Below are 12,647 nucleotides of genomic sequence, written 5' to 3' on the forward strand. Positions count from 1 at the left end.
AGGAGTTCGAGGCGCAAGATCAATCAAGCTCGCGGCGCTCGTATCCAGATTGGCGCGCAGGCCTGGCCCAGCTGAGCCGCAGGCAGACCCCTCGCCGCCGTCTTGAAGGGCTTTGCGCGCGCACGGATTCTATCTCTGGTTGAATGATCGATGCACTGAAACGACCACGTTACCCGCTGAAGGGCTTTGGGCGGGAACGTGGCACAAAAATAGACAAAGCCGGGGACGCTGGGAGCGCAGAAAATGTCACTTAGGTCTGTAAACACCGCGCGGGCGTGCGGCGTGGGGATGGCGTTGTTATCTCTGTTCAGCGGCGGCGGCGCGCATGCGGCCGATCTCATGACGAAGGCTCCGCCGGTGCCTTACACGGAGACCGATGATTTCTGGACAAGACCATATCTGTTCGGCGATCTCGGCAGGACGCAACTAAAGGAGCGAGGGATTTCGCTGGCCCTGACGCTGGGCGACGAAGCCGTCGGCAATTTGTCGGGCGGCAACAGGAACACCGCGACCCAAGCCGGACAGCTTTTCTTTCAGGCCAAGTTCGACATGGCAAAACTTGCCGGCATCCAGGGCGGCACGGTTGGCCTCACGCTGGTCGACCGCTTCGGCCGCAACCTGAATGACGAGGCGGGAATTCCGGCGCTGCAGCTGACCAACGAAGTGTTCGGCCGCGGCAGCATTCTTCGCCTGACCGAACTCTACTACTCGCAGAAGCTGTTCGATGATCGCCTTGAACTCAAGGGCGGCCGTCTTCCGGTCGGCTCCGACTTCTTCTTTGGTCTCTGCGAGTTCATCAACCTGACCTTCTGCGGCGGCCAGCCCGGCAACATCCAGGGTGGCTACATCTACAATTGGCCGGTGAGCCAATGGGCCGGTGTGGTGCACTACAACTTCGCCAAGGAATGGCAGCTTTCGGTCGGCGTCTACGATGCCAACCCGAACTACCTGACAACGTCGGACTCCGCGACTTACTTCCTGCCGGGTGTCCCCGGCTCTAGCCCCGCCTCGGGCGTGCTGGTGCCGGTCGAGGTGGTCTGGGCGCCGAGCGGTCCGTTGAACGGGACTTGGAGATTTGGCGGCTGGTATGACAGCGCATCGACAATTGATGGCGGCCTGCCTGGGATCATTGCGATCTCTCCGGGTACCGGCGGCGTCTCGGACCAGAATCTCGGAGATTCGCGCGGTCGTTACGGCGTCTACGAATCGATCCTGCAGCGGCTGACGGTTGAAGGTCCCAAGGCACAGGGCTGGTACACCTTCCTCAATACGACTGTCGCCGACCACCGCACGTCGTACCAGGATTACCAGATCGCATTCGGCTTCAGGCACACCGGAACGTTCGCCTCCCGCCCGGAGGACGAAGTCGGCTTTGCGGTCGGTACGACCCATGTGAATACGGCTGCGCTCACGCCCAACGCCGGAGGAAACGAAGTTCCGATCGAAGCCTGGTACGGGTGGCAGGCGACGGGCTGGATGAACCTGAAGTTCGACGCCCAGTATGTGATGCATCCTGGCGGGCGCGGGTACAATGCCGCCGGCATGAAGACCGACAACGCCTGGATTCTCGGTCTGCGCACGCTGGTGCACTTCTGAGCGGAGGTGGCCAGCATGCTTGAGCAAAGCCAGCCATGGTAACCCCTCACGACGCCGGGCTAGCAGTGCCGGAGTTGAAGGTCATCGGCAAGGAGTTCGGCGCCATTCGCGCGTATGGCGTCGCCATCGCATCTGACGAGCGCTAGGGAACAACGTGAGTCCCGGTCTCGCCGGTCAGCGCGGCCATTGCGCAATTGAGGTGGCTGATGATCGCTCGCTTTCCACCACCCTCGAGAAAACGGATGGCGGCATCGACCTTGGGCCCCATGCTTCCCGGCGGAAAATGGCCCGCGCGATGATAGGCCTTGATCTCCGCCAGGCTGACCTGATCCAGCTCCCTCTTGTCGGGCTTGCCGAAATTGATCGCGACGCGGGGCACCGCGGTCAGGATCAGCAGTTCCTCGATGCCAAGCACGTTGGCGATATGGGCCGAGGTCAGGTCCTTGTCGATCACTGCCGGCACGCCGGTGCGCACGCCCCGTTCGTCGCGGATCACGGGCATACCGCCGCCGCCGCCTGCGATGACGATCGTGCCGCGCTTGACCAGCGCGTCGACCAGCGAAATGTCGCAGACATGTTTCGGTTTCGGAGACGGCACGACATGGCGCCAGCCACGCCCGGAGTCCTCGCGCATTTTCCAGTTCAACTCGGCGCTGATGCGCTGGGCTTCCTGCTCGGTGAAAAACGGTCCGACGAACTTGGTCGGATTGGCGAAGGCGGGATCGTTGGCGTCGACCTCGACCTGGGTCAGCAGGCTGGCGACGTGCCGCCCGTTGCCATGCGCGCGCAAGACGTTCTCGATCGCCTGCATCAGAAGATAGCCGATACCACCCTGGCTGTGCGCGACGCAGATGTCCATCGACATCGGCGGGATCCGGCTCATCGTCAGCATCTGGCGCATCATGATCTTGCCCACCACCGGCCCGTTGCCGTGGGTGATCACCAGCTCGTTGTCGAGCTCGGCGAGCGGCAGCAGCGCCTCGGCCGTATGCCGGGCGACGGCCTTCTGCTCGTCCGAGGTGCCGCTGATGTCTTCGGGGTGGACGGCATTGCCGCCGATCGCGATCACGAGACGGCGCGGGACCTCATTGAGTGTTCGCATAGCGCGGCATCCTGACGTCGTTGACGGAAAGAGCGAGAGCGAGGTCGCAGGCATGGGCATTCGACGGCGCCACCACGATGCCGGCGTCCTCGAGCAGCCTGATCTGCGCCGAACGCACCTGGCGATCGAGCTCGGTCCCCGTCACCGACGCAACCAGGACCGGCGCGTCATCGGCGCGGCCCGCCACGACGGCCGCCAGATGCGCTGCCGGATTGGCATGTGCGCCGTATCCGATCACGAGATCGAGCAGGATGACGGCGACCGCGGGATCGGCCAGCGCCGCCCGCAACGCATCGTCGCGCACCGAGGGATCGATCATCGGATGCGGCCGGCCCTGGGTATGTTCGTCGGCCCCGAGGTCGACGATGCGGTCCCTCCCCTGCGCCTCCGGCTCGCCGAAATGCGGGACGCCGGGAATGGCGGCGTTGGACGCCACCTTGCGGCCGCCCGCGGCAAGGATCACCTGCGCCTCGGCACAGAGCGTGCCGCCGGCGAACAGCCCTTCGATGCGCTGCGCCGCCCTGCGTCGCTGCGGTAAACGCGCAGCCACGGCGGCAGCGTCGAACGTGCCCCCAATGCTCCGGCCGTTGCCCAGGGTTTTCTCGGCCGCTTCCCTCAATGTAGTCGCAAAGCGTGCATTTGGCGGCAGATCCGCCGCGGCGGCGCCGATGAAGCACACTGTGTAGGGCTTCGAGCTCCGGCCGACCCGACCGAGCACGGCCCTGGCGACGTCCGGATGCGGCGGCTTGGAGATGAGCACGACGTGATCGGTCTCGGGATCGGCATCAAGGGCGTCGATCGCCATCAATGTCGTGATGCCGCCAATCTCCTTCTTCAAATCCCGTCCGCCGACGCCGATGGCGTGGGAAATGCCTTCGCCCGCCTCGGACAGCAGGCACGACACCTCCTGCGTACCGGTCCCCGATGCGCCGATGATCCCGATCCTCCCGCGCTTCAGCCGGTTGGCGAAGGCGAGCGGCGCGCCGCCGATGATCGCGGTGCCGCAGTCCGGTCCCATCATCAAGAGGCCCGCTTCGCGCGCCTGCTGCTTCAGCGACAATTCATCCGCAATCGAGACATTGTCGCTGAACATCAGGACATGAAGTCCGCGGTTCAGCGCCTTGCGCGCTTCTGCCGCGGCGAACTCGCCGGGAACGGAGATCAGGGCGAGGTTGGCGGCGGGCGCGGCCTTGACGGCTGCGGCAATGCTGCGCGGCCGCCACGCCGCTTCGCCGGTGCTGCTCGTCTTGGGACGGTCGAGCGCCTTTTGCGCTTCGGCAAGCGCGGCGCTCGCCGCCGCTTCGCTCTCGGCCTTGATCGCGAGAATCAGATCATTGCCCTGGGCGATCACCTCGCCGTCGAGCAACCCGGCGTTGCGCAGGATCGCCTGGTTGGACGGCGTGCCCATCATCAGCGCGGCTTCGACGACGCCCGCCGCCGACGCGATCTCGCGCGACAACCGCATCAACGCCACCGAGTCGAGATAGAAGCCTTTACGAATTTCGTTCAGGACAAACGCGCTCATGACACCCCCAGATCTTCCGCAATGGCGAGGACGGCCTGCCGGAAGCAGGCCATCGGCGCCCGCACCACGCCGGCGCCGACCTGGCCGATGCCGGGCTCGCGATGCGCGATGCCGGTGTTGATGACCGGTGCAAGGCCGGTCTCCACCACCAGGCGAACGTCGATGCCGGTCGGCACTCCGGCAAAGTCGAGCGCGGGGATCGTCCATTCCGGATTCTGCCCGACGGTGATTTCACTCATTGCCCGCGTGAAATTGCCCGCCGACGACGGCGCCCCGGCGCCAATGAATCCGGCAACCGCCGGAGCTGCCGCCATCGCGAAGCCACCAAGCCCGACCGTCTCGACGATCGCGGAGTCGCCCATGTCGGGATTGGCATCCTTGCGCGAATAGCCCGGGAAATAGAGCCCTTCCGGCATTTCCACCGGCGCCGTGAACCAGCGATCGCCCAATCCGCTGACGCGGACCCCGAAGTCGGTTCCATTGCGGCACATCGCGGTCACCACCGTCGAACCGCGAATGCCGTTGGCGGGATCGGTCAGCGCCTTGCCCATCGCCATCGCGATGTTGAGAAAGAACTGATCGTTCTGCGCGATGAAGCCAATGCAGCTTGCGAGAACCTCGTTGTCGTTCGAGGTGCGCGCCAGCGCCGACCCGATCTCGCGCAGGAACACGCTGGAGCAGGCCAGGTTGCGCTGGTGCATTTCATCGCCCATCGAGAGCCCGCGGGCGATGATCGCCTTCAGGTCGATCCCGCCATGCGCGCGGATCGACCTGGCCAGCACCGGCCCGAAGACGTCACGCAGCCAGGCGAGGCGCGCCAGCACGCTATCGTCATTGCCGCCGAAGCGCATGACCTTGCCGAGGCCCTCGTTGATGGCGCAGTAGGCGCGGTTGCCGTATTTGACGTTCTCGACGACGAACACCGGCATGGAGACCGTGGTCATCCCGGTCATCGGACCGACCGCGCCGAAATGATGGTTGGGGTGGAAGGCGACGCCGCCGCCGGCCGCGAGTTCGAAGGCGGCTTCAAGATCCGGAGCCCAGCCTTCGAACACGATCGCGCCTGCCACTGCGCCTCGCATCGGGCCGCACATTCGGTCCCACGTGATCGGCGGCCCGGCATGAAGGATCATGCGTTCCTTCAACCCTTCCAGCACATCGCGTGCCGTAACGATATCGATCAGCCTGGGCTCACCCTCGAGGATGCGGGCCAGCGCCTGCTTGTTGGCGTCTTCGATCAGCTTCATGGCCGCGCTCTCACGTACCGAGCTTGGCGAGCAGCGCCGCCATTTTGGGATCGCCGTCGGCAGGAGGCGTCCAGTCGACCTGCACGACCTCGATATCGCAGTCCCGCAAGTCTTTCACAAAGCCTGCCAGCCCGACGTTCACCACGCTCGGCTTGCTCATCAACAGACGCCCGCTCGGCGTTCCTTCCTGCTTGATCACCACTCGCGGCCTCCCTATATCCGATGCGTCGATCTTAGTAAGAAAGTTTTTACTTTGTCAAACACGCGCAGCCTTTGGTCCGAATTCCCGTCGCGTCGCATGATCGATTAGGCCCCCTGCGATTGATCGCGTCGGCGGTCCGTTGCCGGCGAGACCGGCATGATGCAGCGCGCTGTCGTTGAGCAGGCGGCACTCGATCGCGCGCACCACCATCAACGCACCTGCAAACGCATCCAGTCCGGAGCTTTGCCCGATCCTCGACAGCGCCGCGACCGCGGACTTGATACGATTGACCCGTCCGCCAATCGTCGCGTCGATGGCTTCATGCAGCGCCGCCGCCGCGAAGCCGAGCCCGGCACTTTGCAGGTGGGCGGCACTGATCTCATTGGTGCGGCCGAGATGCGCGCGACAGGTCTTCCACAGCGCGTCGCGCGTCGCGAGACGGCCGAGGCCCGCGAGCGCGACCAGCGCGCCGCCGATCAGGTCGTCGCCGGATGGCGTGAGCCCGGGACCAAGTCCGATCAATTCGACGATCTCCGGGTAGTCACGCGGTGCACATCGCTCTCCACGAAGCCCGGCCTCGATCAATCGCTTGAGCGCGGCGAGCCCCGGCGCCGCAGCAGCGAGCACCCGCGACGGCCTTGCGGCCGGCTCCGCGCCACCCGACGACGCCAGTCCCTGCTCGACCGGCAAGCGACGCCAGACCTGATCGACCATCGCAAGCCCTGCCCGCAAACTGTCGATCGTCCATTCCGGCGAAGGCGGCGGCGCCCATACGGAGGCCGTCTCGAAACCGGCAAACCGCATACCGTCGACGAGCAGCATCGTGTCGAGGATCGCAACCTCTTGTCCGGGAACGAGCAGCCGCGGCTCGATCCCGGTGCACAGAAGATGCAGCGGGCCGGAGCCGAGGTCTTTGACACCGATGCAGATCCAGCGATCGTCGAGCACCGCATAAAGGCTGCGCTCGAACACCGCCGCAATACGGCCGCGCCGTCCGCTGCGCAGCGCGCGGCGGGCAAGCACGCCGACCTCGATCACGGCACCGCCGTCGAATCGTTCTGACACGGGCGCGCCGGGCAGGTCGCGAAACGTATTGCCTGGCCGCATCACACCGATCTCCCGTTGCGCAACCATGGCGTCAGGACGCGAGCACGGCGGTTCGCGGCACGCTACTGCCGTGAGCCTCTCCGCCGAGATAGGCGGCTTCAAGCGAGGGATCCTCCGCGATGATTTCGGCCGCACCGCTCTTCAGGATGGCGCCGGTCTCGAGCAGATAGGCCCTGTCGGCAAGCGCAAGGGCTTGCCCGGCCATCTGGTCGACCACGATCAAGGTCATCCCCTCGACGCGAAGCTGCTCGAACGAGGCGAACAGCTCGTCGACGACGAGGGGCGCCAGTCCAAGCGATGGCTCGTCAAGCATGAAGACCTTGGGCGCGGTCAGGAGCCCACGCGCGACTGCGAGCATCTGTTGCTCGCCGCCCGACAAAAGGCCCGCGCGATGATTGATGCGTTCCTTCAGGCGCGGAAAGCGGGCAAACATCGCGTCGATCTCCGCATCGAGATCAAGACCCTTGCGTGCGAAGGCGCCGAGCTGCAAGTTCTGCCGCACCGTCAGCTCGGGAAACACCTGCCGTCCTTCGGGTACCAGCACGATGCCGGCCCTGGCGCGGATATGCGCCGGCATCTTGTCGACGCGGCCGCCGGACAGCCTGATCTCACCGACCGACCGCGGCGGTTCGAGACCGGCAATCGAGCGCATCAGGGTGGTTTTGCCCGCTCCATTGGCGCCGAGTACGGCGATAGCCTCGCCGGGCGCGACGGCAAGGTCGATCCCGCCGAGCGCCCGTGACAGGCCATAAAAGGCATCGAGTGTGCGGACTTCGAGTGCCGTGCCTTGTTTCGCAGGGCGCGGCGCGCGGCGCCGCTCACCGGACGGCGCGTCGCCGAGATAAGCCTTGCGGACCAGCGGATCGTTGCGGATCGCCGCCGCATCGCCGATCGCAATGCGCTTGCCGCCATCGAGAACGACGATGAGGTCGCTCAGCGACATGATCATCGGCATATCGTGCTCGACGATGATCACCGCGATCCCGGTCTCCGCGATGCGACGGAGCAGAACCGTCAGCCGCTGCTTGTCACCCTTCGAAAGACCCGCGGCCGGCTCGTCGAGCAGCAGGGCCTTCGGACGCAAGGCGAGCGCCCTCGCGATCTCGACCAGTCGCTTCTCGCCATGGGGCAGCGCGTCCGCGCGTCTGCTCAAATCGCCGTCGACACCGGCAAAGCGCAACAGCGACCGCGCAAGGCGCTCCTGCGCGTCATTGTGCAGCGCCGACACGATGTTACCGAGCTTGCCGGCCGCCGCCGCCAGAAGGACGTTCTCGATGATCGAGAGCGAACCGAATAGCTGCGTCGTCTGGAACGTTCGCGCCACTCCGACACGTGCAAGCTGGTGCGACGGCAAACCGGTGACGTCGCGGTCGCCAAGCTTCACGGTGCCGGATTTCGGACGATAGAAGCCACAAAGCAGATTCAGCGCGCTGGTTTTCCCCGCACCATTGGGGCCGATGACGCTGGTCACCGTGCCGGTTTCGGCGGTAAACGAGACGTCCTGCACGGCGCGGACACCGCCGAACGAGATCGAGAGGTTTGTGACGTCAAGACGCGACGCGCTGCTGGTCCCGATGCCGAGGTCGGCGACCGGCTCGACGTCCCCCGCACCCGTATCGGCCTTCGATCCCGTCGGCAGGAACCTTGCCGCGAATTGCTCGATCAGCCCCATGATGCCAGAGGGCGCGACCCGCAGCACGGCGAAGAGCAACACGCCAAAAGCAAGCAGACGATACTCCGCGAGATCGGACAGCATTTCCGGCAGCAGCACGACGAGCGCTGCCCCGATCATCGGCCCCATCGCCGAGCCGGCGCCGCCGACCATGACGCCGAACAGCAGCAGGATTGATTGCAGAAAGGGGAACGAACTCGGACTGATATAGCCCTGGAGGGGCGCAAACAGCGCCCCCGCCAGCGCCATCGCTGCGGCCGAGATGATGAACGCCACGGTGCGGACCCGCACGAGATCAATGCCGATCGAGCGCGTCGCAACCTCGGTGTCGCGGGCGGCACGCATGGCGTAGCCCCAGCCACTGCGCTTCAAGCGCTCGAACAGGATGAGGCCGGCGAACACCAACACGATGCCCGCGATCGCCAAATGCCGCTCCGACAGTGGAAAGCCGAACACCTCCGGCGGCGCGGTCAGGATCAGGCCGTTGCCGCCGCCCGTGAGGTCGCGCCACTCGATCGTGCCGTGCTCGACGATGAAGCCGAAGGCGATCGTCACCATCGCGAGATATGGACCTCGCACGCGCAAGGCCGGCATGGCGAGCAGGCCACCGACGACGCTGACAAGAGCAATCGCTGCAGCCGTCGCCGCAAGATAGGGCCACCCCGCCTTCTCCATCAGAAGCACGGTCGTATAGGCCCCGATCGCCATGAAACCGATGTGGCCGAGCGAGATCTGCCCGGCGAGACCGAGCAGCACGTTGAGGCCGATACAGGCGATCGCCGTCAGCGAGATGGTCGCGACCAGGAACACGCCGTAGCTGTCGGCAACGGCGGCATAGAGGATGGCGGCGGCGAGTGCCGCGACGGCGGCGAGAACGGAGACGCGGGAGGTCATACCTTTTTCACTCCGGCTCGGCCGAGCAGCCCGTGGGGGAGGACGACAAGTATCGCGATCACCGAGGCGAATGTGATGATCTGGGTGTAGACCGATCCCAGATAGTTGGTCGCGAACACCTCGATCAGGCCGAGACAGAGCCCGGCCAGCATCACGCCCCAGGCGCTGCCGAGGCCGCCGATGATCGCCGCCGCGAAGGCCTTGATGCCGAACAGCGTGCCCATTTCGGAGGACACGTTGAACAGGGGCGCGATCAGCAGCGCCGCAACGCCGGCCAGCATCGCCGAGACCGCGTAGCTTGCCGCGATGGCGCCGCTGACGTTGATGCCCATCAGCCGCGCGGCGTTCGGGTTCTGGACCACCGCGAGCATGGCGACACCGTGACGCGTCCGGCGACTGAGCAGATGAAGTGCCAGCGCCAGCAGCAATCCGACCACGGGAATCAGGAGCTGCAACGGATAGACCCCGGCGCCCTCGACGATCTGGATCGGCTTGGCCGCCAGGACCGACGGAAAGCTGCGCGGCTCCTTGCCGAAGACGAACATCATCACGTTGTCGACGATGATGCCGACCGCAACGGTCGCCATCAGCCAGTTGTCGGAGCCGCGCTGCACGAACGGCCGAACGGCAAGGCGCTCAATCAGCAGGCCGTAGACCGCGCAGACGAGCAGAACGGCGGGAATGCCGGCCGCGGCCGGCCATCCCCACAGCACGAGGAAGAAGTAGCCGGCGACGGCTCCCAGGGTCATCGAGCTGCCCTGGGAGAAATTGACCGTGCCGGAGACGGCGTAGGTGACGTGGAAGCCAAGCGCAAGCAGCCCATACATGCTCCCAAGCGCCAGCCCTGTTATCACCGCGGGAAGAAATGACATCGATGACCACCCTGCTTGTTTGTCGGACGATCTCGCGGTCAGTTCCGCGCGAACGGCATGATGTGGTTGTCCTCAAACCGCGCCCAGATGTAGTCGCCCGCCGTTAGCGCATCGTGCTTGTCCTGCGCGAACGGCTTCTCATAGGTCTTGATCAAGCCGTCCACGCGGTCGATGGCGTAGAAACCGTCACGGACGGCGGTCGGTTCGGTGCCGCCCGCCTTTTCGATTGCTCGCGCAATGACCAGGATGGAGTCGTAGGCGTTGGCGACGCCAACCGCCGGCGTCACGTCCGCAGGCCCCTTGATATCCGAATACTTCGCCTGCAGCGCCGACATCACTCGCTTGCCGACGGGCGACAGGTTCCCGAAGAAGCTGTAGGTCTGGACGAAGATCACGTTCTCCGCGCTCGGCCCGGCGAGCTCGGTGAAACGGCCGCCGGCCGGTCCCCAATGCGAGACGATCGGCGGCGCCCAGCCCATGCGGTCGAGCGATTTCACCACCTGGGAGGACGGTCCGACGTTGCCGACCAGGTAGAGCGTGTCGGCGCCTGCCTGCTTCAAGCGCGACAGCTGGGAAACGACGTCGACGTCGTTGCCTTCAAACTTCTCGACGCCGGCAGGCTCGATTCCTGCGGCCTTCAATGCCGCCTTCAGCCCATGCTCGTTCGACTCGCCCCAGGGATTGTTGACCAGGATGAGCCCGGGCTTCTTCGCATTGTAGGTCTTGCGCGAGAACTGGACGATCGCCTTGTCGACCTCATCGTCCATGGCCGACACGCGGAACACGTAGTTGGACGGGGCGCCGTTCCGCGTGATGTTGGTTCCGGCGGCCCACGGCACGACGAACGGCACCTTGACGTTGTTGACGAACGGCACGATGGCAAGCTCGACCGGCGTGTCGAGGCCGCCGACCAGGACGGCGACCTTTTCGCGCTGAATCAGCTCGCGCGCGGCGATCAACCCTTTGGCCGGATTGCTCTCATCGTCGCGGCGGACGAGCTCGAGCGGACGTCCGAGCACGCCGCCCTTCGCATTGATTTCCTCGATGGCGATCGTCGCTCCGCGGGTGAGCGCCTCGCCGGCGCGCGCCGACTGTCCCGACAGGGCGGTCACCAGGCCGATCTTGATCGGTTCGGCCGCGCGCGCCGGACGCGAACGGCAACGCGGCCAGCAGGATCGTCGCTGCGGCGTGCCAAGCCGGCCAACGACGCGCAGGTCCGGACGAAACTATGCTCCTGAAGTTCATCTTCGGTGTTCCTCCGCTGATGGCGGCCTCGGCATCGAAGCCGCCAGTTCCTCCGCTGCCGCTTATGCGCGGACTTGACGGAAGTAAAAACTTTCTTCAAAAATATTCCGATGTCAAGCGAGCGATCAACCGCGCGGGGAAAATTCCGATGGACCCAAGGATTGTCGAGGCCCGCGACGTGTTGATCTCGATCGCGGAAGATGGCGACCGCCTGTCGCGCGGGGAAGCCGTGCTGCGCTCGGATTCTGTCGGACCGGCCCTCGCCGCTCACGGACGCTATCGCTACAGCGCGATCGCGCAACGCCCGGATTTCAATTGGCCGCAAGGACGGCGGCTTGCCGTCTACGTCGGTCTCAACCTCGAGCATTTCGCGTTCGGCGACGGGCTCGGTGCCGAGCTCTGCCCCGGCGGTCCGCATCCGGACGTCCTCAACTACGCCTGGCGCGACTATGGCAACCGCGTCGGCGTATGGCGCCTGATCGAGCTGTTCGACGAGCTGGAGCTACCGCTGTCGGTGCTTGCAAACAGCAGCATCTATCACTACTGCCCTGAAATCATGGAGGCATTTCGCGCCCGCGGCGACGAAATCGTCGGTCACGGCCGCACCAATTCCGAGCGCCAGGGTGTGCTTGCGCCTGACGAGGAGCGTCAATTGATCGCGGAAGCGACCGATGTCATCGCACGAGCCGAAGGGCGGCCGCCGCGCGGCTGGCTGGGGCCCTGGATTTCGCAATCACAGGTCACGCCCGATCTACTGGCCGAAGCAGGCTACGAGTACCTGCTCGACTGGTGCATGGACGATCAGCCGGTGTGGTTCTCGACGCGGAACGGCGGCCGCATCCTTTCAGTGCCCTATCCGCAGGAGTTGAACGATATCCCCTCAATCGTCGGTCGCAAGGACTCCGGCGAGCAGTTCGCCGCCATGATCACCGACACGTTCGAGGAGATGCTGGCACAGTCGAAAGGGCAATCGCTCGTCATGGGAATTGCACTGCACCCCTATCTGGTCGGGCAGCCGCACCGCCTGCGTCCGCTGCGCCGCGCCCTGCAAACGATCCTGGCGCGTCGTGACGAGATCTGGATCACCACCGCTGGAGGAATAGCCGCGTTCTCGCGCGCGCTGCCCGATGGCATCGTCCCAACATGATGGAAACAAATCGGGCCCGATCGCCTCGCCGTTGCAAC

General features: G+C 65.3%; 10 protein-coding genes. 2 read left to right on the forward strand and 8 right to left on the reverse strand.

Annotation, left to right across the window (positions count from 1 at the left end):
• The first annotated feature begins 243 nt into the window (after positions 1 to 243).
• Complete coding sequence (locus tag AKL29_RS36540) at positions 244 to 1,596, forward strand: carbohydrate porin (RefSeq protein ID WP_050387484.1); 1,353 nt, start codon at positions 244 to 246, stop codon at positions 1,594 to 1,596.
• A gap of 142 nt (positions 1,597 to 1,738) precedes the next feature.
• Here the strand turns inward: AKL29_RS36540 and arcC are convergent, their stop codons facing one another.
• Genes arcC through AKL29_RS36580 form a run of 8 tightly spaced genes read right to left on the reverse strand, consistent with a single transcriptional unit; the run spans position 1,739 to position 11,431 of the window.
• Positions 1,739 to 2,698 (reverse strand): carbamate kinase, encoded by a 960-nt coding sequence (gene arcC, locus AKL29_RS36545; protein WP_028333375.1) that lies wholly within the window; start codon positions 2,696 to 2,698, stop codon positions 1,739 to 1,741.
• Positions 2,682 to 4,223 carry an acyl-CoA synthetase FdrA gene (gene fdrA / locus AKL29_RS36550; RefSeq protein WP_050387485.1) on the reverse strand — a complete coding sequence of 514 codons (1,542 nt, stop codon included), beginning with the start codon at positions 4,221 to 4,223 and terminating at the stop codon, positions 2,682 to 2,684. The genes arcC and fdrA overlap by 17 nt, the downstream gene beginning before the upstream one ends.
• Entirely contained in the window at positions 4,220 to 5,470 is a 1,251-nt protein-coding gene (locus AKL29_RS36555; protein WP_028333376.1) for a YlbE family protein, read from the reverse strand. The genes fdrA and AKL29_RS36555 overlap by 4 nt, the downstream gene beginning before the upstream one ends.
• A 10-nt stretch (positions 5,471 to 5,480) precedes the next feature.
• The gene (locus AKL29_RS36560) at positions 5,481 to 5,672 is read right to left on the reverse strand and encodes a hypothetical protein (RefSeq protein WP_050387486.1); all 192 of its coding nucleotides are present in this window, start codon (positions 5,670 to 5,672) and stop codon (positions 5,481 to 5,483) included.
• A gap of 54 nt (positions 5,673 to 5,726) precedes the next feature.
• Positions 5,727 to 6,779 (reverse strand): oxamate carbamoyltransferase subunit AllH family protein, encoded by a 1,053-nt coding sequence (locus AKL29_RS36565; RefSeq protein WP_157340700.1) that lies wholly within the window; start codon positions 6,777 to 6,779, stop codon positions 5,727 to 5,729.
• A 31-nt stretch (positions 6,780 to 6,810) separates the two neighbouring features.
• Positions 6,811 to 9,345, reverse strand: a complete 2,535-nt coding sequence (locus AKL29_RS36570; protein ID WP_050387488.1) for a branched-chain amino acid ABC transporter ATP-binding protein/permease — start codon at positions 9,343 to 9,345, stop codon at positions 6,811 to 6,813.
• Positions 9,342 to 10,217 carry a branched-chain amino acid ABC transporter permease gene (locus tag AKL29_RS36575; protein ID WP_028333379.1) on the reverse strand — a complete coding sequence of 292 codons (876 nt, stop codon included), beginning with the start codon at positions 10,215 to 10,217 and terminating at the stop codon, positions 9,342 to 9,344. Before AKL29_RS36575 ends, AKL29_RS36570 begins: the two co-directional genes overlap by 4 nt.
• A gap of 38 nt (positions 10,218 to 10,255) precedes the next feature.
• Complete coding sequence (locus AKL29_RS36580; RefSeq protein WP_430648908.1) at positions 10,256 to 11,431, reverse strand: ABC transporter substrate-binding protein; 1,176 nt, start codon at positions 11,429 to 11,431, stop codon at positions 10,256 to 10,258.
• Positions 11,432 to 11,610: 179 nt separating this feature from the next.
• Between AKL29_RS36580 and AKL29_RS36585 the strand changes: the two genes are divergently transcribed.
• Positions 11,611 to 12,609, forward strand: a complete 999-nt coding sequence (locus AKL29_RS36585; protein ID WP_410712150.1) for a polysaccharide deacetylase family protein — start codon at positions 11,611 to 11,613, stop codon at positions 12,607 to 12,609.
• The last annotated feature ends 38 nt before the right edge of the window (positions 12,610 to 12,647 follow it).

This window comes from Bradyrhizobium pachyrhizi, assembly GCF_001189245.1.
In the GTDB taxonomy this organism is placed as follows: domain Bacteria; phylum Pseudomonadota; class Alphaproteobacteria; order Rhizobiales; family Xanthobacteraceae; genus Bradyrhizobium; species Bradyrhizobium pachyrhizi.